General features: G+C 52.8%; 23 protein-coding genes. 11 read left to right on the forward strand and 12 right to left on the reverse strand.

Translation table 11 applies throughout. The features are described 5' to 3' along the window. The first annotated feature begins 5 nt into the window (after window positions 1-5). Both NSP04_RS12350 and NSP04_RS12355 read left to right on the forward strand, forming a co-directional pair. Window positions 6-554, forward strand: coding sequence for a dihydrofolate reductase family protein (locus NSP04_RS12350; protein WP_257512653.1), 549 nt, complete (start codon window positions 6-8; stop codon window positions 552-554). 7 nt (window positions 555-561) lie between these two features. Next, entirely contained in the window at window positions 562-1,074 is a 513-nt protein-coding gene (locus tag NSP04_RS12355) for a mismatch-specific DNA-glycosylase (RefSeq protein WP_257512654.1), read from the forward strand. On the opposite strand, the gene NSP04_RS12360 is transcribed toward NSP04_RS12355, so the two are convergent. Both NSP04_RS12360 and NSP04_RS12365 read right to left on the reverse strand, forming a co-directional pair. Then, on the reverse strand, window positions 1,071-2,957 hold the full coding sequence (locus NSP04_RS12360; RefSeq protein ID WP_257512655.1) for a secretin GspD/PilQ domain-containing protein: 1,887 nt from the start codon (window positions 2,955-2,957) through the stop codon (window positions 1,071-1,073). The genes NSP04_RS12355 and NSP04_RS12360 overlap by 4 nt on opposite strands. A gap of 3 nt (window positions 2,958-2,960) precedes the next feature. Next, a complete protein-coding gene (locus NSP04_RS12365) occupies window positions 2,961-5,675 on the reverse strand; it encodes a jacalin-like lectin (RefSeq protein WP_257512656.1) in 2,715 nt (904 codons plus the stop codon). 177 nt (window positions 5,676-5,852) lie between these two features. On the opposite strand from NSP04_RS12365, the gene NSP04_RS12370 reads away from it, so the two are divergent. Next, on the forward strand, window positions 5,853-6,419 hold the full coding sequence (locus NSP04_RS12370) for a lipocalin family protein (RefSeq protein ID WP_371825023.1): 567 nt from the start codon (window positions 5,853-5,855) through the stop codon (window positions 6,417-6,419). A 3-nt stretch (window positions 6,420-6,422) separates the two neighbouring features. Then, the gene (locus tag NSP04_RS12375; protein WP_257512657.1) at window positions 6,423-6,644 is read left to right on the forward strand and encodes a TIGR02450 family Trp-rich protein; all 222 of its coding nucleotides are present in this window, start codon (window positions 6,423-6,425) and stop codon (window positions 6,642-6,644) included. A gap of 8 nt (window positions 6,645-6,652) precedes the next feature. Here NSP04_RS12375 and NSP04_RS12380 read toward each other — a convergent pair whose 3' ends face one another. Genes NSP04_RS12380 through NSP04_RS12410 form a run of 7 tightly spaced genes read right to left on the reverse strand, consistent with a single transcriptional unit; the run spans window position 6,653 to window position 13,384 of the window. Further along, the gene (locus tag NSP04_RS12380) at window positions 6,653-7,051 is read right to left on the reverse strand and encodes a type II toxin-antitoxin system VapC family toxin (protein WP_257512658.1); all 399 of its coding nucleotides are present in this window, start codon (window positions 7,049-7,051) and stop codon (window positions 6,653-6,655) included. Further along, window positions 7,048-7,281, reverse strand: a complete 234-nt coding sequence (locus NSP04_RS12385) for a type II toxin-antitoxin system Phd/YefM family antitoxin (RefSeq protein ID WP_257512659.1) — start codon at window positions 7,279-7,281, stop codon at window positions 7,048-7,050. Before NSP04_RS12385 ends, NSP04_RS12380 begins: the two co-directional genes overlap by 4 nt. A gap of 45 nt (window positions 7,282-7,326) precedes the next feature. Continuing rightward, complete coding sequence (locus tag NSP04_RS12390; protein WP_257512660.1) at window positions 7,327-8,073, reverse strand: FkbM family methyltransferase; 747 nt, start codon at window positions 8,071-8,073, stop codon at window positions 7,327-7,329. Continuing rightward, window positions 8,070-9,968 (reverse strand): tetratricopeptide repeat protein, encoded by a 1,899-nt coding sequence (locus NSP04_RS12395; protein ID WP_257512661.1) that lies wholly within the window; start codon window positions 9,966-9,968, stop codon window positions 8,070-8,072. Before NSP04_RS12395 ends, NSP04_RS12390 begins: the two co-directional genes overlap by 4 nt. A 13-nt stretch (window positions 9,969-9,981) precedes the next feature. Continuing rightward, window positions 9,982-11,103: a Gfo/Idh/MocA family protein gene (locus tag NSP04_RS12400; RefSeq protein ID WP_257512662.1), complete on the reverse strand. Its 1,122-nt coding sequence runs from the start codon at window positions 11,101-11,103 to the stop codon at window positions 9,982-9,984. A gap of 24 nt (window positions 11,104-11,127) precedes the next feature. Next, on the reverse strand, window positions 11,128-12,273 hold the full coding sequence (locus NSP04_RS12405; RefSeq protein ID WP_257512663.1) for an ATP-grasp domain-containing protein: 1,146 nt from the start codon (window positions 12,271-12,273) through the stop codon (window positions 11,128-11,130). Further along, window positions 12,266-13,384 (reverse strand): DegT/DnrJ/EryC1/StrS family aminotransferase, encoded by a 1,119-nt coding sequence (locus NSP04_RS12410; RefSeq protein WP_257512664.1) that lies wholly within the window; start codon window positions 13,382-13,384, stop codon window positions 12,266-12,268. The genes NSP04_RS12405 and NSP04_RS12410 overlap by 8 nt, the downstream gene beginning before the upstream one ends. Before the next feature lie 208 nt (window positions 13,385-13,592). Here NSP04_RS12410 and NSP04_RS12415 point away from each other — a divergent pair, with 208 nt between their 5' ends. Together NSP04_RS12415 and NSP04_RS12420 are read left to right on the forward strand one after the other, a co-directional pair. Continuing rightward, entirely contained in the window at window positions 13,593-14,438 is an 846-nt protein-coding gene (locus NSP04_RS12415) for an undecaprenyl-diphosphate phosphatase (RefSeq protein WP_257512665.1), read from the forward strand. 18 nt (window positions 14,439-14,456) lie between these two features. Then, window positions 14,457-15,836, forward strand: coding sequence for an FAD-binding domain-containing protein (locus tag NSP04_RS12420; RefSeq protein WP_257512666.1), 1,380 nt, complete (start codon window positions 14,457-14,459; stop codon window positions 15,834-15,836). Here the strand turns inward: NSP04_RS12420 and NSP04_RS12425 are convergent. Further along, entirely contained in the window at window positions 15,833-16,489 is a 657-nt protein-coding gene (locus NSP04_RS12425; RefSeq protein WP_257512667.1) for a TetR/AcrR family transcriptional regulator, read from the reverse strand. The genes NSP04_RS12420 and NSP04_RS12425 overlap by 4 nt on opposite strands. 100 nt (window positions 16,490-16,589) lie before the next feature. Between NSP04_RS12425 and NSP04_RS12430 the strand changes: the two genes are divergently transcribed. From NSP04_RS12430 to NSP04_RS12440, 3 genes are read left to right on the forward strand one after another with little or no spacing between them, the layout of a single operon-like run. Beyond that, the gene (locus tag NSP04_RS12430; protein WP_257512668.1) at window positions 16,590-18,050 is read left to right on the forward strand and encodes a hypothetical protein; all 1,461 of its coding nucleotides are present in this window, start codon (window positions 16,590-16,592) and stop codon (window positions 18,048-18,050) included. 26 nt (window positions 18,051-18,076) lie between these two features. Next, on the forward strand, window positions 18,077-19,414 hold the full coding sequence (locus tag NSP04_RS12435) for a DUF1329 domain-containing protein (protein ID WP_257512669.1): 1,338 nt from the start codon (window positions 18,077-18,079) through the stop codon (window positions 19,412-19,414). 54 nt (window positions 19,415-19,468) lie between these two features. Continuing rightward, window positions 19,469-19,993, forward strand: a complete 525-nt coding sequence (locus tag NSP04_RS12440; RefSeq protein WP_257512670.1) for a YaeQ family protein — start codon at window positions 19,469-19,471, stop codon at window positions 19,991-19,993. Here the strand turns inward: NSP04_RS12440 and NSP04_RS12445 are convergent, their stop codons facing one another. Continuing rightward, the gene (locus NSP04_RS12445; RefSeq protein ID WP_257512671.1) at window positions 19,994-21,331 is read right to left on the reverse strand and encodes a dicarboxylate/amino acid:cation symporter; all 1,338 of its coding nucleotides are present in this window, start codon (window positions 21,329-21,331) and stop codon (window positions 19,994-19,996) included. It lies immediately after the preceding gene. A 72-nt stretch (window positions 21,332-21,403) separates the two neighbouring features. Here NSP04_RS12445 and NSP04_RS12450 point away from each other — a divergent pair, with 72 nt between their 5' ends. Further along, window positions 21,404-22,012, forward strand: coding sequence for a flavin reductase family protein (locus tag NSP04_RS12450; protein ID WP_257512672.1), 609 nt, complete (start codon window positions 21,404-21,406; stop codon window positions 22,010-22,012). 10 nt (window positions 22,013-22,022) lie between these two features. Here NSP04_RS12450 and NSP04_RS12455 read toward each other — a convergent pair whose 3' ends face one another. Next, the gene (locus NSP04_RS12455; RefSeq protein ID WP_257512673.1) at window positions 22,023-22,691 is read right to left on the reverse strand and encodes a GntR family transcriptional regulator; all 669 of its coding nucleotides are present in this window, start codon (window positions 22,689-22,691) and stop codon (window positions 22,023-22,025) included. Between the two features lie 170 nt (window positions 22,692-22,861). Here NSP04_RS12455 and NSP04_RS12460 point away from each other — a divergent pair, with 170 nt between their 5' ends. Beyond that, window positions 22,862-23,581 carry a haloacid dehalogenase type II gene (locus NSP04_RS12460; protein ID WP_257512674.1) on the forward strand — a complete coding sequence of 240 codons (720 nt, stop codon included), beginning with the start codon at window positions 22,862-22,864 and terminating at the stop codon, window positions 23,579-23,581. The last annotated feature ends 15 nt before the right edge of the window (window positions 23,582-23,596 follow it).

A 23,596-nucleotide genomic window follows, 5' to 3' on the forward strand; every position in this document is an offset into this window, starting at 1 on the left:
GAACTATGACAACCCAATGTGAGGTATTCATCGCCACAAGCCTGGATGGCTTCATTGCACGTAAAGATGGCAGCATTGATTGGTTAAACCAGGCCAACCAAGTGGTGCCCCCCGGCGAGGACTGTGGCTATGGCAAATTCATGGCCGATGTGGATGTGCTTGTGATGGGCCGCAACACCTTCGAGCAAGTGCTTACTTTCACCCCTTGGCCCTATGGTTCAACTCCGGTGATTGTTATGAGCAGAAATGGAGTAGCCTTGCCGCCCACCGTTCCGTCCAGCGTTTCGGTCAGCACTGAAGCACCGGCTGCCTTAATTGAGAGGCTGGGTAAGCAGGGGGTAAAAAAGGTGTACCTGGACGGTGGCCAAACCATTCAAAGCTTTTTGGCGACAGGGCTGGTCAACAGCATTACAATCACCACCATTCCTGTTTTGTTGGGCGAAGGCAAGCCGCTATTCGGCCCATTACCAAAGGATGTGAAGCTACTGCACAAAAGCACCAAAGCGTTTGAATTTGGGTTTGTGCAGAGTCAGTATGAATTGATCTGGAACTAATCCCGCTGTGGATCTTTCACCTCCCGCTATCCTCCCCGATCTTCTTGCGCCACATTTAAACATCGTATTTTGCGGCACCGCACCCGGCACTGTGTCGGCCCAACGTGGTGCGTACTACGCCAACGCGGGCAATGCTTTTTGGCCCACTTTGTTTGAAGTCGGTTTAACCCCCCACCGAATTTCAGCAGAAAATTTCTCCAGCATCACTCGATATAAGCTAGGGCTGACCGACCTGGCCAAACATGTGTACGGCGCCGACAGCGTGTTGAAGAAAACCGATTTTGGTCGCGATGAACTACGCGCAAAAATTTTGCAGCACGCGCCGAAAATACTGGCCTTCACCAGCAAGCGGGCAGGGCAAGAATATCTGTGCGGCAAAGTTCAATGTGGTCTGCAAGACGAGAAAATTGGCAACACTGTGTTGTTTGTGTTGCCTTCACCCTCGGGCCTGGCGCGTAGCCATTGGAGTATTACCCCATGGCAAGATTTGGCTGCTTTGGCAAAACAGCCACTTACCTAGTAGTACAAAAACTCCAGCGCCTCTTTTAAACGGTCGCCAGTGGTCCTCATCCTTTCCCAGCGTTCCATTGACACATCGCCCTGCCGGAATTCGCGGAAGAAGTCGTTGGAATCCAACTGCGTCATCACCGCTTCAATATTGCCCGGCATACTGTTTGAAAATCCAAACTTTTCGCGCAGCATTTTCATGCGTTGGTCCATCGACTCGGCTTCAGTTTGTGCTGCGCTAGATACTTGTACAGGCGACCTGGGTGTAACCAGAATCAACACAGAGCGTTGTAAATCATTGGTGCGTTTGTTTGAGAAAAGGTACTGCAGGCCTGGTACATCTTGCAAGCCAGGAACGCCGTCTCTGTTGTTGGCACTTGATTTTTCACTCAGGCCGCTCAGCACCAGTGTGTCGCCCAGGTTCATCACCACATTGGCGTTGGCGGTGGTTTCACCAATTTCAATTTGGTAGGCCACACGCGGGTTTTCGGTGGTGGCATTCAGGTTGGTGCGCTGGGCCTCCACTTTCAACTGAATTTTTCCCTCTGGCAAAAATACAGGTGTTACGGCCAGCTTAATGCCCACTCTTTTTTCCAGCGGCACCACGGTGGTACCACCTTGCACGCTGGTTGAAACAAAGCCAGCGCTCAAGTTAATGCCCGAGAAAAATTCCGAGGGCAAGCCTTCAATCGCGGCCAGGGTGGGGCGGGCCAACACCTCATTCAGCGAGCTGTTGGCATTCGCAATATTGAGCGAATACGACAAGGCGGGAATGGTCACTGCCCGTGTAATGGCGGTGCTGACATCGGCCGGGCCGCCGTTGGCCACATTGGAATTGTTCACGCGCGAATAGGCGGCCACGTTGCCAGCCACATTGCCCAGTTGCAGGGTTAGCGCATTCAGCAAGTTCACACCCTTGGATGTTGAAATCAATTCTTGAGTCGACAGCAACACCACGTCAATCAACAACATGCGTGGGCCGCTGCTGGACCCTGCAACCGCTGGGGCACTTTCTGGCGCTGATTCAGGCGCAGACTCAGGTTCAGATTCCGAGCCACCTTGTGGTGGATTTGGGAACGGCACCACAGGCACATCAAAAGCCTGGGCGAGTTGATCATTGCCTGGTTTGAACACTGCTGGCTTGCTGTAAAAATTTTTCCACTGTGCCACGCGGCGGTCGGCGCGCTCCACCTCAGGCCCGGCATTGTTCAGGCCTTTCAACACTTCCCGCATTACACCAGCGCGTTCAAAATCGGCGCATGAAGCGTACACCGCAATGCTTGAACGAATGAATCCGTGTGAAAGCGTCGCTGAAACTTTTCTGAACTGAGTGGCCATGGCGCAGGCAGTTTTCGCATCGCCGGTGACATACGAAGTCACCATCAATCCATAGATGGACACCGCACTGTCGGGCGTTAACAACAACACTTCCGAGAACGCACGCTTGGCTTTGTCAAACTGTTTCAAATCCATGTGGGCCAGGCCCAGAAATTCCTGCGCAATCCAGTTGCTTGGGTCAATGCGAAGGGCCTGCTCGTAACCTTCTTGGGCCATTTCGCCTTTTTGCGTGTCGCCCTGGCGGGCTTGCAGGTGGTACACAAAGCCATTCAGAAAGTGCAAATGCGAATTGCGCGGGTCAAGCCGCAGGGCTTCATTCACGGCAAAATGTGCTTCGCTTAGCTCAAGGCGTTTGATGTGTTTCACTGCCTCTGTCACTTTGGTCAGCATGTCTGAATCGCGCATAGTGGTGGGCACCAGTGGAACCTCTTTCACCATGTCAATGAATGATCTTGCGGTGTTTTCTTGTGCAGCCATACCTGGCTGCAGGGTGCAAACCGCCAATGCCATGGCCGCGGCCAGTTTGCCGAGGCGTGCTGTGTGAATCAATTTACTCATGATTTAACGTGGCCCTGTGGATGTAAAGGTAAGCCGGTCCATGGATGACCCTGCACGGCCGCGCATGCAGCCCAATTTCTCGCCCGGTGTAACCAGGTAGGTGCCAGGGCTACCACCACCGCCACCATAGGGGCCGTACTTCACGCCCGTGTTGGTGGTAAAGCTGACCTGATCCACCATGCTGCCATTGCGGTAATCAACTCGCACAATGTATTGGCCTTTGGGCAGGTTTACATCCGCTTGCCACCCATCGCCACCGCCCTGGCGAGGTGCCCAGCCGTTGGGGTACTTGAATTGCACCCGGTCTACCAAGCGGCCAGCGCCAATCCGGAAGCCGGTCACGTGCTGGTTTTTGCAGGTGGCCATGTCGCTCCAGAAACCGCCACCACCGCCACCAACCCGGGCTGGGCCAGACACGGTTGCTTTGGCAGTGGAAGTCGGTGAGGCATCGCGACCCTCCAGTTCTTCGCCGTTGTCAAACCAGTGGGTAATTGCAGTTTCGTAGTTTTCTTCACCAAATACCCTGCGTAAATCAGAGTAACGGTTCATGTAGCTGTAAAGGCTAAAGTTGGGGCTGCCCTGGCGACCCTGCTCTATACCGTAATTCAGCCAATGGTTGGTTACACAAAGGCGATCACCCAGTTTGCAAAGCTGTTGCACGTCGGTGTAGCGGTGCCAGTAAAACGAGGCGCCGAATTCCGGGCTGCCCTGGCGACCTTTTTCAAATCCGCTGTCGGCCCAGTGGGTGGCCAAGTCAACTTTGGCTTTCACCACGTCTGGATTGTTGTCATAGTAAAAGTCCCAGTCGAACACTGAGGCTGCAAAGCGGGGATCGGGTGCAGGCTTGTGTTTCTTCTTTTTCCCCAATTTTTTGAATGCATTGCCTGCGTCGTTGAAGGCTTTATTCACCGAGTTCGTACTTGTGCTGGCCACATTGCGCGCTGCGTCTTTCGCTTTGTTGTATTCCCGTTCGGCTGCTTCGGCCTGTTTTTTGGCCTCTGCTTCTGCGGCAGCTGCTGCATTGGCAATTTTCTTCAGTTCAGCGTTTGCCGCACTGGCGGTGTAGCCACTCAGGTTTTTGTATTCACCTGCAATTTTCTTGTAAGCGGCCTCAAGCTGCGCGCCAATACAGCCTTGTATTTTGGATGGGTCCACGTTGGCACCGCCTTGCCCTTCAAACACGGTGGCAATGTTGGTGCTGGCTTCAATGGCCACGCTTGTTTTAATTTCAAATGGGTTCACACAGCTGGGCGGCACTTCAATACTCAATGTATTTCCGCTTAGCACCACGTTCACAGCCTGACCCACAAAGTTGCCACGCATGCTGATTTCCTGTGAACGCTGATCCACGTCGGCCAGGGCTTCCATCTTCACTTTCACGCGGCCCAATGGGCCCAGTTTCAGGTCAATCATTTCACCGGCCACGCCGTGCAGGCCATCTTTGCCGGCAGACGCATCCATCCATCCCATCTTTTGACCAAGAATGTAAGCATCACCTGCCACGCGCATCCACGGGCCACCATCGGTCAAGGGGCCCAGTACAGTGATGTTGAATTTGTTGGGGTCGGTGGGGAAGGGTTTGGTGTTGTCGCCAAACCTGTATTCATTGGGTGGGTTGGGGTTGCGCACCTGAAACACTGAAAGTGGCTTGGTCACCGTGAGTAGCGTATTTTTGTAAGATTCAATGTTGCGAATAAAACCACCGCCGTATTGCGCAAGGCGCGGGTCGGGTGTGGCCATGGCAATCATCACGCGGGCTTGGTCTTCCATTGTGAATGCAGGTGGCGTGGCCATGCGGAAGGAGAAATCAAGAAAATCAATTGCGCCTGCGGGGCTCAGCGGTGTTTGAAACTGCGTAATGATTTTCTTATTGGGTACAGCGCGATAAATTGCATTGCCCTTGTAACCGAAAGTTAAAGCGTTGTTCAAAAAGAAGGTGGCGTCGGTCAAATCCATTTCTGGTTGCCTCAGCGATATTCTTGCATTTGGCGCAAACTGCAGTTCAATGAATGCTTCGGGCGACAGGGCATCAGCCCCCGCTTTCTTCATGGTGTCGCCGTGGCTTACTGCGTCGGCCATACCAGCACCTGTACCCGCGCCACCCGCCAGATCGGTCGGTATAGGCATGACCACTGCAGCGCGCATGGTTACATCACTGCCTTGCACGCCCAAACTTTGCATGGCGGCTTTAACGGGGCCACCCAGGTCGGCCCGTGCAGCCAATTGCACACCACTGGAGAAGGCCAGCGAATTCACGTTGAAGTATTTTTCCCGCACCAGTTTTTGCAGGTCAGGCGGCATTTTTACGGTTTCCAGTTCAAAGTCGCTGGTCGAAATGGAAATGATGGGCGAGCTAAGCACTGTGTTGCCCATCATTTTCTGAACATTCTCTTTCAGCAGCTTGGGCATGGGGAATGATTTGTCGACGACCACAAAGAAGGTTTGCTGCGCGGTGTTGCTGGTGAAAAAGTAAAGTTGAACTGGACCTTTTTCCGTGAAGTAACAGCCCTTCAGGCCACCACCACAACTGGTTTTTTTCAAGTCACCAACCATGCCTTGAAGTTGTTCTTTGGCTTCGGCCAGCGGCAAGGCGCCAAGCATCTTTTTCAGCGTGGGGGAAACTGCTGGTACTTCTTGTGCGTGTGCGGGACCACACAGTGCCAATGCGCCTGCAAGAAGTAAGCTGGCGTTAAATAGATGTTTGTCCTTGAGGGTCATGGAGCTTGCCTTTTAATTGTTGTTGATGCGTTATGCTGATCAGCTAGGGCTTTTTGCTGGACGAGGTTGTGGTACATCATTCCACTGCGGTGAAATAAGCAAGGCGTGAATAAACCGGAAAACCCGCCGCTGCTCCCGATATCACATGAATTGGTGACAAATTTTGAAGGCTTGGTGATGAAATTTTTCTTGAATAAAATGCTGTTGAGTGCTGCTGTAGTGCTTGTAACGCCCATGTTTGGAAGCCATGTGCTTGCCGATGCCAGCCAGCCCCTGCAAACCATCCAATCGCTTGATGTACCCCGCTACATGGGCACTTGGCATGAAATTGCGAAGTATCCCAACCGCTTTCAAAAACAATGTGTGGGCAACACCAGCGCGGAATATTCCATGCGCAGCGATGGCAAGGTGAAAGTCTTGAACCGCTGCCAATTGGCCAGCGGTGAAATGGATGAAGCCGAAGGCCAGGCCCGCCAGGTCGGCGGTGCCAATTCACCAAAGTTTGAGGTGCGGTTTGCACCTGCCTGGCTAAGCTGGCTGCCTATGGTGTGGGGCGATTATTGGGTTATCGATTTGGACAAGGAATATGAATTGGTTGCGGTCAGCGAACCCAGCCGTGAGTATTTGTGGGTGTTGGCTCGTACGCAGCAAGTGGAGCAAGCCAAATACGATGCCCTGCTTGCTCGCTTGAAAGCGCGTGGATTCGACATGAACAAAATCGAGCTTTCACCGCAGGGAAAGTAAACCATGCGCCGCTTGAACCCGAAAAAGTTGTTGCTGAGCAAGTGGACTGCGGTAAAGCCGGTGAACAAGGAAAAGCATTTTCTGGTTCGCAGTGTGGTGCAGCCAGAAAGTGCCGAGCTACTGGTGGAGCAGGTTGAGCTGGAAGCAGTGCATTCAGGCCGAACTCAAATTATTCATTGGCGCGATTTGCAAGACGAAGCGCAGTGGTTGCAGGGGTGGAAATAAAACCACTCCTACCATATTGTGTTCACATGCGGATAGGCTTGAATTTTTTCATCGGCCGTAATCAAGGCCAAACCCATGGTGCGCGCTGTAGCAACGATTAACCTGTCGGCGGGGTCTCTGTGAAATTCGCCAGGAAGGCGAACGCTTTCAATCGCAATTTTATTGCTGACAGGTTGAAAACGGATTGCGTTGATTTGATTTATTTTGTTGAGCCACGACTCCACATCAAGCGAAAGTACCAAGCGCTCTCGTTCGACCAGCATGGCGATTTCCCATGCACTAATTGTTGAAACCCACACTTCGCCGCGTTCCAATTCTTCGCCAATCCGTTTCATTGCTTTTTTGCTGATCAGTTGGCGTGTGCCTGTGGCCAGCCAAACCAACACATGGGTATCAATTGCAATCATTGGTTGGCATCCCAATCGTCTTCCCCTACTGGGTCGGTGGGCGCATCGTACCGCAGCACTGTGTCACGCAGCGCATCGAAAGGATCAGCGTTTGCTTGCTTGAACGGTTTGATCTCAAGGGTTGGAATGCCGTGGTCTGTGATGATCACAGACTCGCCAGTTGATTCTATTTGCCTGAAGAACTCCAAGGCTTTTGCTTTAAATTGAGATTTTGATACATGAATTGACATCGTAAGACCATGGTCATGTGAGCGTGGTCATAATATCATGCCTGTTTACTTTATTGCCAGCACATTGCAAAACCGCCGCCCGCTGGTGTCTTTCAGAAACTCTTCTTCCATGGCTTGCACTGTCATTGTTTTTTGCAGGTAGTCGTCAACCACCACAATCGATGTGAATCCCAGCGATTCCAGAAATGCAGGAAATTCTGTGGGTTCATAGCCTGCTTTCTTCATCCAGGCGGGTGCCCATTCAATGATCATCTTCAGGCGTGTGGCGCTTGCAATGGACTGCCTGGCGCCTTCCAGCACTGCCATTTCATCGCCCTGAACGTCGCATTTGATGAACTGCACCATGTCTTTGCCCGCACCGCGCGCAGCCAGCAAGTTGTCGATGGTGTTCAGGGCCACAGAAATTTTTCGAGCATTTTTTTGAAATGGGCTTTGCGATACACCCGAGTTCACGAAATCCTCGGTCAGAAAAAATTCGGTGGTGCCCTGTTCTTTGCCAACAGCTGCATGCACCAGCTCGGTGTTTGCAAATGCCGCAAGGTTTTTCTTCAAGTGGGGCAGCACATCGGGCGATGCTTCAACTGCAATCACTCGCCCGCCGGGCCCCACTTTGTGTGCGGCCAACAGCGAGAAATAACCAAAATTGGCACCAATGTCCAGAAAAGTGTCGCCGGGCCGCAAGTGTTCGCAAACCACTTGGGTGCTCAAGGGTTCAAATCGGGTGTAAATCTTTTCCAGTGATTCCGGAATTTCGAAATACAGGTCGTCAACAATGTGCGATTTGATCATCATGCCTGCCACCTTCCCATGCCCTCCAATACCAGGCCCCTCGGGCCTTTCACTTCGTCCATGTGCTGGTAGGCCCAATTCAGTGCTGCGCACATTTCGGTTGAAAATTCATTGTCTACCACTGTGTGTTCCTGCATGAAGTTTTTTGAATTCACCATGGCACGCAGTTCTTGTAGCAAACCGGGTTCATTGATGTAACGCACCACGCCACTCACATAATTTTCAATTGAATCGGCCACGCAGAATTCAGCCAGTCCCAATGAATCGAGTATGTCGAAATCGCTGCGCGAATGGGGTTCCTTTCCAATCATGCTGACTACTGGCAGCCCCAGCACCATGCAGTCTACTGTGCTGGTTGCATTGCCAAACGGAAAGGGGCTAAGGGCCAGGTGGTTTTGGTTCAGTAAATTCAAATACGCTTCATAGCCTGTGCGGCGTGCCACCACGGCGGTGGGGAAATAGCTGTGCAAACGTTTTTCGGTGGACAAATGCCCTACACCATATTCATTGGGGAAGAACATGAAGCGCACCGGCTTTGCAGACAAGCGTTCAATTTCCTTCAAGGCGCTGACAAAACCCAAATTGATTTTCATGGCGTTACAAGGCACTGCAATGCAAACAACTGAATCATCCAGCACGGCAGGGGGCGGAAGCTTCAGGTCTTTGTGGGCTTCGGCCACGTTGCTGACGCGGCTGTTCAACAGCAACATGTTTTCTGAAACCACGCCTTCGCCGCCATAGACATTGGGTGTTGCAAACACCACATCCATTTCCGTGCTGTGGCTGGTGGCGGGGTGCCCAAAGCTCATGGCTTGCAAACTGGCCCAGCGCAAGTTAGCCAGCGAAATACCCCAAGAGCGCATGCCCACACTCATGAACCAGGCAATGTTGGGTGTGCAGCTGTTCAACACGCTTTGCAGGTTCATTTCTTCTTCGGGCACTTCAATGAATTCATCGAACAGACCGATGGATTGTTCATCCACATCGCCTTTCATCGACACCATGACCATGTAATAGTCGCGCCGCAATTCTTTGATCATGGGCGCATACCAACGGTACATGGCGTGCACCGATTTAAAGGTTTCTGCGATCACCGCCATCACTGGTTTGTTGTGGGTGTTGCCCGCATGCTTCACGCTGCCCACTGCTTTGGCCTGAATGCCTTTAACCTTGTGAACGCGTTTAAACCAGTTGTTCAGGTGCTTCTTGATGTCGTGCTTGCGCGGCGATGTGCTGTAGCTGCACAGCATCCAGATATTCGAAATCAGTGCCCGGTATTGTTCAAGCGGGCGCAGTGCATCGTAGGGGTTGTATTCTTCCAGCAGGAATGTGCGGCCTGCATCGCCAGTTACAGTCAGGGGCAAGCGGTCCAGCAACAAACCAATGGCCAGCAAGGCTGCAGTCTCAGAATTTTCAAGGGTCAATTCAACCAGGTCGCCAGGTTCAAGATCGCCCACGCCCGCCAAAAGCAGGGCGCGCACCATGGCCGCATTCTCGCTCAAATTCTTGGTTTTTTTCTCATGCGCTTTGTTCAGCAGCAGCTTAAGCACCGCGCGGTTGCTGTTGTAACCCGATACCTCAAACACATGGCTCATGAAGCGCTTTTGCTTGGTGAGTACCAGCACGCTGTTCAAGCTCAGGGTGTGTTTCAGGTCGGTCAGCACATTCACATACAGCGCAGCAAACCGAGTACACAGTTCAGTGGTTCCTTGAACGCCCAGTTGCATCAAGTTGGCATAGGGCTTGTTCTGGCATTCATTCACCAACACTGCAAGCTGGTTGATGGTTAATTCAGGGCTTTGCCGTTGCAGGTACACGCCACTTTCAATGGCTTGAAGTTTGCCATCGATTTCATCAAATACCGGTTGAAGTTGTTCTTCCAGGCTGGGTGTGCTCATGGGTACAAAACTCTCACAATCCAAGTTCAACTGCTTGTCCGCTTGCAGACGACTGCGCAATTGCCTGGCTCAGTGCCAAGCCTTCAGCCGCAACGCCGGTGGACAATGTGTAGGTGTTCAATTTTTCATCGCGCATGGCTTGCGCAATGTCGGCGTAGTAGTTCGCAAACGCTTCGATAAAGCCGGAAGGGTGGCCTGCTTTAAAGCGGTTATAGCGCGGTTGAGCGGTAATGTCGCTGCCAGTTGAAATTCGGTCCAGCAGCATTTTGTTGCCAGCTTCGTCGGCAGCTTCAATAATTTCCGGGCTTTCCTGGTGCCATTGCAAACTGCCCTTGGTACCAAATACACGTATGCGCAAACCATTGCGGTAGCCCAGCACGGCTTTGCCATACCAGGCGTTCACCACCAGGTTGTCGCTGTATCGAATGACAGCATCCACTTCGTCGATCAGCCCGGGGGCCACGTTGGTGATGGCGCGCTGCCATGCATTCACGGTGTGTGGCGTGTTGCCGCACACGAAGTTCACCAGGCTGTGCAAGTGCACGAACAGATCAAGCGACACACAGCTGATTTCGCCATCTTCAAGCCGCCAAGCCTGAATGGCGTGGGTTTTGTTTTGGTTGGTCAAGCGCATATAAGAATCTTGCGGCATTTCCACCATCACTTTGAACACGTGGCCAATCGCGCCGCTTTCCACGCGGCGTTTCATCTCGCGCACAGCCGGGTAGCCGGTGTAATTGAAAATCGAGAACACCTGAGTGTTGTCAGGCTTTACGCGGGCCAAAAGTTCTTTGCATTCCTGCACATTGGCCAGCAGTGGCTTGTCAGAAATAACGCGCAAATTGTGGTCGAGTGCCAAGTGAATGTACTGCGCATGCGACTTGATTGGCGTGGCAATCACCACCGCATCCACTTCGCTGGCCACTGCATCAATCAGCGCCTCTGCACTGGGGTACAGCTTGTGCGCAGGCACATTGTATTGACGACCCGATTCAGCATTGAATTCCGGGCTGCGGCTGAAGCAGCCCGCCACCAGTTCAAATTCATTGTCCATTTTCATGGCGATTTCATGCACGCGGCCCACGGCGGAATTCACGCCGCCGCCAATCATTGCAACTTTGATGGGTTTGTTCATGTTCGATTTCCTTTGCATGCGGCTTCAACCATTGAAGGAGTAAAGCCGACGCTGTGTGGCGTGGCTGGCCAGGGTTTGCAGTTCGGCTGCATTCGTGCAGCGTGCAAACAGCAGGGCCATTCGACCCGCCGGGCTTGGGGCGATCAAGTCGCCCGTGCTGGCAATCGGCACCCAGCGTTCCATGTGAACAGGGTAATGAAAGTGCAGGTGCTGCAACAGCCCTTCGTGTGGCAGGGTCAGGGTGTGGCGCAAAATGAATTGTTGCTTCAACGGCCCAGAAACCGCCCTTTGCCCCAAAAAACCTTTTGCATAACTGGCCACATACGGAAAGCCAGTGGAAAGCTCGATCAGTTGGCTGTACAAGTCGCCGGGGCAGCGGCGGGTAATTTCAACCAGCCAGAATTTGTCGCCTCGCAATAAAAACTGCGTGTGTACCAAACCATCACACAGGCGCAGGCTTTGCGCCAGGTGTTCAATTTCACGGCGAACACGGGTATGTACTTCCATCGGGAAGTCGATGGCCAGGTGGCTGGTGTCGACCACAAAGCGATTGGCTGAACCATGTTCAATCACGATGAAGTCTTGCACCATACGGCCATTCACCACGAATGCCGAATGGCTGTACAACTGGCCTTCAACGTATTCTTCGACCAGGCAGTCGCCGCTTTTCGATTCCGCTTTGGCAGCTGCAACGGCTGCTCGCAATTGTCCACCTTCGCCCGCTTGAACCACAGCAATGCCACGGCCGCTGTAGGCGTCGACGGGTTTTACAATCACCGCGCAGGCGGGTGTTTCATCATTGCCGAACACACGCGGCACCGACAAGCCTTCACGCTGCGCGTAGCTTCTGAATTTCTGTTTGTGATTGATTGTTTCTGTGGCTTCCAGTCGGTCTATGCCCGGAAAATGCAGGGTTTCTGAAACCTCGGCACACGAATAATAGGAGCGGTCGTTGCAGCCGGGCACCAGGTATTCGATGCCCTGCACGGTGCACAAATCGGCCAGCGCAGCCGGGTTTGAATAATCCAATGGGTGGTAACCAGGCGTGGCCTTGGCCAAAAAATCAGTCGGCTTGCCGCCTGCGAACAACACCGTGTGGCCGGCATTACGCAGGTAATTCAGAATGGGGCCTGATGAGAAATTGGTGTCAACCAACAGCACTTTAGCCACGGCTGGCCTCATCGATGATCACGCAAATACGGGCCACGTCTTCAAGTGCCAGGTCGGGGTAAATCGGCAGGCAAAGCACTTGCTCTGCGGCTTTGTGAGCATTGGGCAAGCGCTTTGGTGCTGCCGAGGGCAGGCCGCGGTACATGGGCATGCTGCTAATCAGCGGGAAGAAGTATCGGCGGCCGTTCACGCCGTGTTCTTGTAGCCTTGTGTACAGCGCATCGCGTGAAATCGGGTAATGCGCATTCACAAAAATCGGAAAGTAAGCGGCATTCCATTCTACGTTTTCTGGCACAGCCATGTGTTCAATCCCGGGTACGTTGGCCAGCAGTTCGCGGTACAGGGCTTGAATGTGACGGCGTTTGGCAATCGATTCATCCACATATTTCAATTGCAACATGCCCATGGCGGCATTCAGCTCGCTCATCTTGCCGTTGATGCCGGGGGCCATCACGGTGACTTCATCGGCGAAGCCGAAGTTCTTCAGGTAATCAATGCGCTGTTTGGTTTTTGCATCTTTGCAAATAATTGCGCCGCCTTCAAAGGTGTTGAACACCTTGGTGGCGTGCAGGCTAAGCACCGACAAATCGCCCGCATTCAAAATGCTCTCGCCGTTTTGCTTCACGCCAAAAGCGTGCGCAGCATCGTAAATCACCTTCAGGCCATACACATCGGCAATACGCTGAATTTCCTCTGTGTTGGTGGGCAGGCCATAGCAATGCACTGGCAAAATTGCACTGGTTTTCGGGGTAATGGCTTCTTCAATTCGGCGGGGGTCCAGGTTCAGGGTCACCGGGTCGACATCGACAAACACCGGTTCCAGGTCATTCCACAACAAGGAATGGCTGGTGCACACGAAAGAATAGGGGGTGGTGATGACTTCGCCTTGAATGCGCAGGGCTTTCAAGGCGGTCATCAGGGCAATGGTGCCGTTGCAGAACAGGGCGAGGTGTGGCACACCCAAATATTCACACAGCGCTTTTTCAAGTTGCTGGTGAAAGGGGCCATTGTTGGTCAGGGTTTTGCTGTCCCAAATCTGTTCCAGGTAGGGAATGAACTCCGCGAGTGGCGGCAGCGCAGGCTGCGTCACAAAAATTTTCCGATTGTCCATACCCAAGCCTTTCTATTTGATTTTCTTCATTATCAAGGCAAGCAGGCGCAATCATTTGTTAAATATCAGCCCTCTTTCCCCTTCAGAAAAATGTTTTCCCCCGTTCAGGCTTGCTATAGTGGCGCATTGAAATGCACCCAACAATGGCTTGCTCCGTTGTGTTTGGGGCGTTTTCCACCTGTTTTTGACCAATTTTCAGGAATTCACCATGTTTGTTGCCGGCGACGGTGTGGGTTGGCTTGAGGCCATCGTGTTGGGTTTAATCCAGGGCCTCACCGAGTTTTTGCCAATTTCATCGAGTGCGCACTTGCGCATCATCGGCCCCATGCTGCCTTCCGGGCTCGACCCCGGCGCGGCATTCACCGCGATCACCCAACTTGGCACTGAACTGGCGGTGATGGTGTACTTCCGGCACGACATTGCTCGAATATTCCTGGCTTGGTGTGCCTCGTTCAAACGAAACACTCCTTTCAATCCAGATGCCCGTCTAGGTTGGCTGGTGATTGTGGGCACATTTCCGATTGCTGTCTTGGGCTTGTTGTTTCAAGACCTTATCGAAACCTACCTGCGCAACCTCTACCTAACGGCCATCATGCTGATTGTGTTCGGCTTGATACTGGGGCTTGCCGACAAAGTGGGCAAGCGCCAAACCGAGCTGCGTGAAATGACCTGGCGTGACGGTATTTTGTTTGGTTTTGCACAGGCACTGGCTTTGATTCCCGGCGTAAGCCGCTCGGGCGGCACCATCACGGCAGGTTTGCTAATGGGCTATACCCGCGAGGCCGCAGCACGCTATTCATTTCTGTTGGCAGTGCCTGCGGTGTTTGCTTCTGGCTTCTACCAGTTGTACAAAAGTTGGGGTGTTGCAGGCCCTGTTAGCCCGGCCAATACGGCCTTGGCCACTTTTGTGGCTTTTTTCGTCGGTTATGCTGTCATTATCTGGTTTTTGAAAATAGTCAGCACACGTGGTTATGGCCTTTTTGTGGGTTACCGTGTGGTCTTGGGTTTCGTGGTGTTGGGCCTGTTGACGGCCGGGGTTTTGCAGCCCCTTTAAGCAGTTCAAGGATGTGGCATGCAGGTGTTGTGGTTCAAACGGGATTTGCGTTTAAGCGACCACCTGCCGCTGTTTGAAGCCATGCGCAATGCCAAGCACCAAGGTTTGGTGCTGCCCCTTTATATTCACGAACCCAGCCAAATTGCAGATGCACACACAGCGCGCCAGCACCAGTTGTTTGTGCATGAATGCCTGGACGACCTGCAACAGCAGTTTGAACAGGTGGGTGGTTACCTGCATGAAGAACTGGGCGAAGCCGTTGAAGTGTTGGCGGCATTGCATGCACAATTCAAATTCACCCACCTTTGGGCACACCAGGAAACCACCCAGCTTGCGCAGTACAAGCGCGACCAAGCGGTGGCGGCGTGGTGCAAAAGCATGGGCGTGGCATTCATGGAATTGCCGCAGAACAATGTGCAACGAAACACCTTCATGGCCAATCCGTTTGCCGAGAAAGTGAACTTCCAAACCTACCTGGACCGTGCCGCACAAGAGGAAATCAAAAACCCGGCTGGGCGAAATTTGCAGGCCTTTTTCGCACCCAAACCCCCGAACGGATTGAACCGCGCCAAGGTGCCACATGCGGCAGGGGAAGACAAACCCTTGCGCCTTAAAGGCGGGCGGGCGCAGGCCCGTGCGGTGGCCGCGAAATTCTTCACCCCGGCAAAGCTTAAAAGTTATCCGTTTTCCATCTCGAGCCCCTTGAAGGCATGGAATGGTTGTTCACGCCTCTCGCCTTATTTGGCTTACGGCGTGGTCAGCGACCGGGAAGTGTTGCAAAAACTGAACGCATTGGTGAATACCGTGCATGGTCAAAACGACGCGTATTTGATTACCAAGGTGGAAGACGCAGCCCGGTTTTTTGTCGAAAGGCTGATTTGGCGGCAGGGCTATTTTCAGCAATTCGAGAACCACACGGGTCTGGAAACCGATGCGTTTTATGCCGAAGAACCGGTTGAAACGAACGAAGAATTTCTGCTTGCGTGGCAACAAGGGCGAACCGGATTTGCTTACATTGACGCGCTTCAACGTTTCCTGGGCCAAACCGGTTGGCTGAACATGCGGGCGCGGGCCACACTGGTTTCATTCGCTTGCGTGCAACTTGGCCTGCCCTGGCAACCAGTGGCCCTGTATTTGGCGCAGCAGTTTCTTGATTTCGAACCTGCCATTCACTACGGGCAGGTGCGAATTGCTTCAGGCACCAGCCATTTTTCGCAAATGCTGGTCTACGACCCTGTGAAGCAACAGCTTGAGCAAGACCCCAAGGGTGAGTTCATCAAGCGTTGGCTGCCTGAATTTGGCACGCCTGCCTATCCGTCACCCATTGTTGAAAATGCAGAATCGTTGAAGCTTGGCAAAGCGCGGCTGCATGCCATGCGGCAAAGCCGGCTGGTTTAATTGCCCTTTAACCCAGCACTGACATAGTCGTGAAACAACCGGCGCATTTCCTTTGGGCCACCTGCTTGTGAAAGAAAGGGGCGCAACGTTTCATCGTGCATCACCATGGAAAAGTCAGCCAAACCGTGAATTGCCGTATTCACTGCCAAGTGTATTTTGAATCGCAGTTGGGTTTCTGAATATTGCGGCAATATTTCCTGCATGGTGGGTGAAAACACAGCCATGTAAGGGTTGAAAAATCGTGTCAGGAAACCTTGACCTTGCTCGCCGGTTTGCCAAGTCAAGCGCGATAAAAACTGTATGCAAATGGCGCCGGTTTCCCCGCTGGCAAACAGTTTCAGGAAAGGATCAAAAATCAGTTCGCTCAGGCGAGTCCACTCTTTGTATTCAGGCTTACCAAGCGCAAACTCAGCATGCGCCTGTCTGCAATACACGTCCAGTTGGGCATTCACAAAATCCACCACCTCTTCCACCAGCTTTTCTTTTGACTTGAAGTGGTAGTGCACCGCAGAGCGGTTGTGCTGGCCGGAACGCTGCCGTATTTTGCTCAGCGTGACTCCCTCAATGCCGTGCTGGGCAAATTCATTCAAGGCAATCCGTAGCAGCTGTTCGCGAGTATCAATAACAGGTGTGAATTCTGCAGCTTGATTCATGTGCTTGTTTTTGTGAGTAATTTTGTTCTTGCCTGTATTAATACCTTCGTATTAATCTAGAGTGATTAAAAACACTATAACTACAAATCAGGAGACATGCGTGAAACTTTCACAAGTATTCACGGCGGTAACCATTGCCACGGCAACGGTTTTGCTTGCAGCTTGTTTGTCAGACAACAGCAGCACAGCAGCAAGTGTGGCGGCGGCGCCTTCCGGCACTGAAAATGTGCTCAGCAGCGAGTCGCTTCGACAGGTCATGGGCGCCGAAAGCCCCTTGGGTTTAGGTTGTGGCTGGTTGGCAGCATCAGACCCCGACAAAGCCAATATTGCCTTTCCCGACAGCGAAGCCAAGTATTGGGTTGCGGCCGCACCGGTTTCACCCCAAACTCGCTTGCGAATTGACGGCCGGTATCCGGATGCTCGTTATTTTTCCTACAACGCCTACGATCCCGCACTGCGCCCAACCGATGCACTGGCCGATTTTGAGCTTGCACCCAATGACCCAAAGCATCCGGATGGCAATCCCTTTGTGCGCAATGGTGCAAAGCCGGGCGGGAACTACACTGCCTACCTCGAATATGGTCCGTCTCCCGTTCAAAACCCAGATGTGGTTCGCAAGGCCAACACCTTCTACACCGGTGATATTGCGCTTGGTCCATTGAACATCCCAAATGCATTGGCTGTATTCATGTATCGCGTGTATGTATCAAACGCGGGTGAGTTTTTTGATGGTGGTGTGGGGCTTCCCACCCTGACACTTGAAACCGCCGATGGAAGCCGTGAACTGGGTACCCTTCCGAACTGTGCAGAGCCTTTGTTGCCCAATCTAGGCGGTGCGTTGCCACCATTGGGTTTGAATGAATTGCTGTTGGGGCTGGATTACCCGAACCAGCTGGCGCTGCCTTTCCCCACGGCCACCCAGCCGCCCAGCAGCGTGAAGTTCTTCAGCCTAGGGGACACTGCATTTCGAATTCTGGGCAATGTGACCGGGCAAGACACCAGCATGGCAGGCAATCGCGTTGATTCCGGTTCTGGCGGATTCTTAAGCAACATTCACAACGCCTACACCACCACGGCATTTGATCGGAGTGGCGGAAGTATCGCCTTGGTTCGTGGCAAGGCACCCACGTACCGTGGACAAGCCGGTGTGGCCTTCAATGAAGAACAATTGCGTTATTGGTCGCTGTGCGCCAATGAGTTTGCCACTCAGCGTTTCACCGATTGTGCCGCCGACTTCCAAGTGCCACTGGATGATCAAGGTTATTTCACGGTGGTCATTTCCGACCCTGTAGACCGCCCAGCCAATGCCACCGCCGAAAACGGATTCCTGTGGTTGCCTTGGGGCCCATATCCTGATCAACTGCTTATTTATCGCCACATGTTGCACAACCCTGACTTCGGCGAGGCCATCCAGAATGTCGAGAAGGGTGATGAGCTTGGGCAAACCATGAAAGATTTCGCGCCTGTCGGCATTTATTGCGATCCGAGCGTTTTTACACAAAGCATGCGCAGTGGCGAGGTGTTCGCCCTGTGTGAACAAGATCAAAACACCAGAAGATAACCATTCATCCACAAGGAGACAATGAAATGGCAGTGCAAAAGTTGAAACACGGATTGCTGGCAGCAGCAATCATTCTGGGAAGTGGCGCAGCACTGGCCAATGACCTGTCTGAATTGGGCAAAAGCCTGACGCCTGTCGGTGCCGAGAAAAAAGGCAATGCCGCTGGCACCATCCCGGAATGGACTGGTGGTTTGAACACCGTGCCCAAAGGGTTTAATCCTGAAACTGGTTATGTGGATCCCTTCGCTGGCGAGAAGCCCTTGTTCACCATTTCCTCGGCCAATATGGCGCAATACCAGGCCAGTTTGACCCCCGGCCAGATGGAAATGATGAAGCGCTACCCCACGTACAAAATGAATGTGTACAAAACCCACCGCACCGCATCGTATCGCCAGTCGGTTTACGATGCAGCCAAGGCCGAGGCACCGAATGTGAAATTGGTGGACGGTGGCAACGGTGTGCAAGGCATCAAGAAATCGAATATTCCTTTCCCGGTGCCCAAAAGCGGTGTTGAGGTGATCTGGAACCACAACTTCCGCGACCTGGGTGGCTCGGTGGTGCGCTATTCCGCTGACTTTCCGGTTCAATCCGATGGTTCCTTCACGGTGGGCAAGCGAATTGAAACAGTTGCGCTTGCTTCTTTCATGGACAGCCCGGAAGAGAACCGCATTCTGTACTTCATGAACCAAATTACCGCACCTGCAAACGCAGCAGGTGAGGTGGCTTTGGTGCATGAACCCATTAACCAGGTGGCTGAACCCCGCTTGGCGTGGCAGTACAACCCGGGCCAGCGCCGCGTGATTCGTGCGCCTGAACTGGCTTACGACTCACCGGGTATTGGTGCAGATGGCTTGCGAACCAACGACGACTTGAACGGTTTCAACGGTTCACCCGACCGTTATGAATGGAAGCTGGTGGGCAAAAAAGAAATGTACGTGCCCTACAACAACTACAAAATTGCTGACCGCAACTTGAAGTACAACCAGATTATTCAGAAGAACCATGTGAACCCTGAATATGTTCGGTACGAGTTGCACCGTGTGTGGGTTGTGGAGGCCACATTGAAGCCGGGCAAGCGCCACATTTACGCCAAGCGCGTGTTCTTCATTGATGAAGATTCATGGGCTGTGCTGCATGCCGACCAATACGACAGTCGCAACACCTTGTGGCGTGTACGCGAAGTGTATGGGGTGCAGGCTTACCATGTGCCCACGTTTGCCGGCACTGGTGAAGTGTTGTACGACTTGCAGTCGCGCCGTTACCTGGTGGGTGGTTTAACGAACGAAGAAAAGTTTGCCGAGTTTGGCAAGAAGTACACGCCTGCCGACTTCTCTACTGCAGCCTTGCGCCGCATGGGTCGTTAAGGCGCATTTAATCAGCGATAATCGCGGTTTGAATGTTTTAAACCGCGAGTCGCCATGGCCCTTCGAGCCACCGTATACAAAGTTCAACTGGATGTGTCTGACTTAGACCGCAACCACTTCGCCCAATACACGCAAACACTTGCGCTGCACCCTTCCGAAACCGAAGAACGCATGATGGTTCGTTTGCTGGCATTTGCCATGCACGCGGGTCAAGACGTTCAATTTGGCAAAGGCCTTTCCGCCGAAGATGAAGCAGCGGTTTGGGAAGTGGACCCCACCGGCGAAATCAAGGTGTGGATTGATGTGGGTCAACCTGATGAAAGCCGCATTAAAAAGGCCTGTGGCCGCTCGGGCCGCGTGGTGATTTATTGCTACACACGATCAGCTGAAGTGTGGTGGAAACAGAACCAGGACTGGTTGAACAAGCTCGACAAAGTGCAAGTGTTTCAGCTAAGCGTTGAAGACGGCGCAACACTGGCCAGCCTGGCCCAGCGCAATATGAACCTGGCTTGTACCATTCAGGAAGGCACGGTGTACCTGGGTGAAGCGGCCGTACAGCCAATTACCCTGAAACCCTGATTATTTGCCTTTGTAAGCCGTGGACATGGCCTGCGCAAAATCGCGCCTCACTTCATTGTTCACGCGGATGTCGCCAGTGTCGCTGTTTTCAAGATTTTCATTGTTGAAAACATCTTCATCCAGCTTGCCCTCGCTTTTTGCCACCACGAGTGAAACCACTGCGTCGCCACTGACATTCACAGCGGTGCGCAGCATGTCGAGCAGGCGATCAACACCCAGAATCAATCCGATGCCTTCAAGCGGCAAGCCCACCTGTGCAAACACCATGGACAACATAATCAGCCCCACGCCGGGTACACCGGCTGTGCCAATCGACGCCAATACCGACATCATGATGACGGTGAGGTAGCCCGCAATACCCAGCTCAACGCCGTACATATTGGCAATGAACACAGTGGCCACGCCTTGCATAATCGCCGTGCCATCCATGTTGATGGTGGCACCGAAGGGCACCGTGAATGAAGCCACCGAATTGTTCACACCCATGCGTTCGGTTACGGTGCGCAATGTAACCGGAATGGTGGCATTCGAGCTGGATGTACTGAATGCAAACACCTGCACATTGCGAATTTTCTTCAGGAAAATACGGGGGCTAAGCCCTGAGAATGCTTTGAGGAAAATAAGCAAGGTGACAAACAGGTGAAACAACAACACGCCCGCCAGAACAAGCACATAGCCGATGAGTTGCGTAAACAGCTCAACACCCAGTTCAGCCATGGCCTTTGCCAGCAAACAGAACACGGCGTACGGCGCCAGCGCCATGATGATGGTCACCATCTTCATCATGGCTTCATTCAAGATCTCGATCAGCTCAATTAGCTTGGTGGCTTTCTTGCCCACCAGCAACAAGCTGATGCCAAACAAAATCGCGAAGAAAATGATCGACAGCATTTCACCTTGTGCCATCGCATTGATGGGATTGGTCGGAATGATGTTGATGAGTACATCGCTTAAGGGGGGTGCATCGCGACCTGTGAAAGTGGTGCTGCTGCTGGCGTTCATGCCTTCACCAATGCCCAGGCCACCTGCAATTAATATCGCACTTGCAATGGCAACGGCGGTGGTCAGAATGTAAAAGCCGAATGATTTACTGCCGATTTTTCCGAGCAGTTTAATGTCGCCTATGCCGCACACGCCGCAAATAAGCGAGAACAACACCAGCGGAACCACCATCATGTTCAAGGCATTAATGAACATTTTGCCCACGACATGGAACAGTCCACCAGTTACAAATTCCTGTACGAAACTGCCTTCAGAATTGAGGCCAGAAAAGTTGATTGCCAAGCCCACAACAATGCCCAGCGCCATGCCCACGATCACTTTCACTGTCAGGTTCATGCGTCCACCCCAATTGCTAGTTCAGGCTAAACTATAACAGCACTTAAAAAACTACCAACCCGGAAACCCAGCATGTACTTCAACACAGCCGACATCGCCCCGCGTGAAAACTATCAATTGCTGACAGGTGCTGTGGTGCCGCGGCCCATTGCATGGGTCAGTACACTGAGTGCAAACGGCATTGCCAACCTGGCACCTTATTCGTTTTTTACTGTGGCCAGTTGCATGCCACCGGTGTTGTGCGTGGTGCAAGTGAACCCGCGCAACCGCAGCGAAAAAGACACGCTGAGCAACCTGAAGGACACGCGCGAATGTGTGGTGAACATTGTTAGCCATGTGTTGGTTGATGCGATGAATACCAGTTGTGGCGACTACCCACCTGAGGTGGATGAGTTCGAAAAAGCGGGATTGAAAAAATCGCTGAGCAAGGCGGTGATTGTGCCCGGTGTGGAAGAGGCCTTGGTGCGTTTCGAATGCAATTTGCGTGAAGTGAAACTGGTGGGCGAGGGCGCCATGGCAGGTTCAATGATGCTGCTGGATGTGTTGGGAGTTGATGTAAGCGACACCGCGATGCGCAATGGCCTTATTGCAAACGATTTGCTAGACGCGGTCGGGAAATTGACGGGCGATGCGTACTGCACCACCCGCAGTAATTTTGAATTGGCGCGGCCCAAGGTTTAGGCCACTGAGTTCAGGCTGCTTTTGTTTTCAGCAAAGGCAGCGATGCCACCAAATCGGCAAAGCGCTGGCCTTGCACCATCACATGGCTGCGAAGCAATTCATTGGCGGTGTCGCCATCGCCATTCAAAATGGCTTTCACAATTTCGTCGTGCTCATCCAACGAGGTTGGAATTCGCCCGCGCACACGCAATTGCAAGCGCCGGTATGGGCGCAGCCTGCGGCGCAAGCTCCAGGCCTGCTCCATCAAAAACTCATTGTGGCTGCCGCGGTAAATTACACCGTGAAACTTGTCATTCAGAAGGTAGTATTCGTCAGGGTCACCACCCTTGGCCATGGCGGCTTTGCATTCCTCATGCGTGGCCACCAATTCCGTTTGTTCTTCATCGGTCAGCCGGCGGGCAGCCAAGCGGCCGCACATGCCTTCAAATTCGCCCATCACTTCAAACATTTCAACCAATTGCTGGGCGCTGAATTGCGCCACAACCGCACCCCGGCGTGCGCGCAGCTCAACCAAACCAGCGGTGGCCAATTGGTTCAATGCCTCTCGAATTGGTGTTCTTGAAACACCGAACCGGTCGGCAAGCTCGGTTTCATCCAAGTGGTCGCCCGGCGGTAATTTGCCAAAGGCAATCAACTCTTCAATTTGATCCCGAACGTCTTCTGAGAGTTTTTTCTTCATGGAGGCGATAAAAAAAATGAATCAGCGTTATTGACAATGTATACGAGCACATTTAGTCTTGTATACAAGAAATCAAATAACGCATGCAAAGTGTGAAGCTCTAAATACAATAATAAAAGAGCAAAGGTCCAAACACAAACAGTTTCGGGCAAACAAACGAGGAGACATGGATGAACCAAGCCGCCAGTGCTGTGAAGGCACTTGCATTTGATGTATTTGGTACGGTGGTTGACTGGCGTGGCAGCATTGCCCGCGAAGTTTCGCTGATTGCCAAACACATGAACATTCAGCTGGACGCTTTTGCATTTGCTGACGCTTGGCGCGCCGGTTACGCACCGGCCATGGACCGTGTTCGCAAGGGCGAATTGCCTTGGATGCACATCGACAGCCTGCACCGAATGATCCTGGATTCCATCGTAGACAAGTTTGGATTACAGGGCTTGAGCGATGAGCAGCGCGAAAACCTGAACAAGGTTTGGCACCGCTTGGCCCCTTGGCCGGACACCGTGGCTGGTCTTCATGCCCTGAAAAAACAATTCACCATCACCACGCTTTCCAACGGCAATTTTTCCCTGCTCACCGGCATGGCCAAAAACGCGGGCCTGCCCTGGGATTGCATTGTGTCGGCTGAGCTGTTCAAGCACTACAAGCCCGACCCTGAAACCTACCACGGCGTTGCTGGCCTGCTGAACTTGCCAATAGAACAAGTGATGCTGTGTGCCTGCCACCCCAGCGACTTGCGTGCTGCGAAAGCACAGGGCATGCGCACCGCTTATGTGATGCGCCCTTTTGAGTTTGGTGAACACGTGCCTTTGCCCGCAGTAGAAGCGGGCGAGTTCGATTTCGTAGCACAAGATTTTGTGGACCTGGCCCGCCAACTGGCAACCTGATTCCACGCACCCGGA

This window comes from Limnobacter parvus, from assembly GCF_024623725.1.
Lineage (GTDB): Bacteria > Pseudomonadota > Gammaproteobacteria > Burkholderiales > Burkholderiaceae_B > Limnobacter > Limnobacter parvus.

What these genes read in the sequence shown, in the direction of transcription:
- NSP04_RS12410 (WP_257512664.1), bottom strand. Translation starts at nt 13,384, where the DNA reads ATGGACAATCGGAAAATTTTTGTGACGCAGCCTGCGCTGCCGCCACTC.
- NSP04_RS12460 (WP_257512674.1), top strand. Translation starts at nt 22,862, where the DNA reads ATGAACCAAGCCGCCAGTGCTGTGAAGGCACTTGCATTTGATGTATTT.
- NSP04_RS12390 (WP_257512660.1), bottom strand. Translation starts at nt 8,073, where the DNA reads ATGATGATCAAATCGCACATTGTTGACGACCTGTATTTCGAAATTCCG.
- NSP04_RS12445 (WP_257512671.1), bottom strand. Translation starts at nt 21,331, where the DNA reads ATGAACCTGACAGTGAAAGTGATCGTGGGCATGGCGCTGGGCATTGTT.
- NSP04_RS12425 (WP_257512667.1), bottom strand. Translation starts at nt 16,489, where the DNA reads ATGAATCAAGCTGCAGAATTCACACCTGTTATTGATACTCGCGAACAG.
- NSP04_RS12380 (WP_257512658.1), bottom strand. Translation starts at nt 7,051, where the DNA reads ATGATTGCAATTGATACCCATGTGTTGGTTTGGCTGGCCACAGGCACA.
- NSP04_RS12360 (WP_257512655.1), bottom strand. Translation starts at nt 2,957, where the DNA reads ATGAGTAAATTGATTCACACAGCACGCCTCGGCAAACTGGCCGCGGCC.
- NSP04_RS12415 (WP_257512665.1), top strand. Translation starts at nt 13,593, where the DNA reads ATGTTTGTTGCCGGCGACGGTGTGGGTTGGCTTGAGGCCATCGTGTTG.
- NSP04_RS12435 (WP_257512669.1), top strand. Translation starts at nt 18,077, where the DNA reads ATGGCAGTGCAAAAGTTGAAACACGGATTGCTGGCAGCAGCAATCATT.
- NSP04_RS12350 (WP_257512653.1), top strand. Translation starts at nt 6, where the DNA reads ATGACAACCCAATGTGAGGTATTCATCGCCACAAGCCTGGATGGCTTC.
- NSP04_RS12450 (WP_257512672.1), top strand. Translation starts at nt 21,404, where the DNA reads ATGTACTTCAACACAGCCGACATCGCCCCGCGTGAAAACTATCAATTG.
- NSP04_RS12375 (WP_257512657.1), top strand. Translation starts at nt 6,423, where the DNA reads ATGCGCCGCTTGAACCCGAAAAAGTTGTTGCTGAGCAAGTGGACTGCG.
- NSP04_RS12455 (WP_257512673.1), bottom strand. Translation starts at nt 22,691, where the DNA reads ATGAAGAAAAAACTCTCAGAAGACGTTCGGGATCAAATTGAAGAGTTG.
- NSP04_RS12420 (WP_257512666.1), top strand. Translation starts at nt 14,457, where the DNA reads ATGCAGGTGTTGTGGTTCAAACGGGATTTGCGTTTAAGCGACCACCTG.
- NSP04_RS12400 (WP_257512662.1), bottom strand. Translation starts at nt 11,103, where the DNA reads ATGAACAAACCCATCAAAGTTGCAATGATTGGCGGCGGCGTGAATTCC.
- NSP04_RS12365 (WP_257512656.1), bottom strand. Translation starts at nt 5,675, where the DNA reads ATGACCCTCAAGGACAAACATCTATTTAACGCCAGCTTACTTCTTGCA.
- NSP04_RS12440 (WP_257512670.1), top strand. Translation starts at nt 19,469, where the DNA reads ATGGCCCTTCGAGCCACCGTATACAAAGTTCAACTGGATGTGTCTGAC.
- NSP04_RS12395 (WP_257512661.1), bottom strand. Translation starts at nt 9,968, where the DNA reads ATGAGCACACCCAGCCTGGAAGAACAACTTCAACCGGTATTTGATGAA.
- NSP04_RS12385 (WP_257512659.1), bottom strand. Translation starts at nt 7,281, where the DNA reads ATGTCAATTCATGTATCAAAATCTCAATTTAAAGCAAAAGCCTTGGAG.
- NSP04_RS12370 (WP_371825023.1), top strand. Translation starts at nt 5,853, where the DNA reads ATGAAATTTTTCTTGAATAAAATGCTGTTGAGTGCTGCTGTAGTGCTT.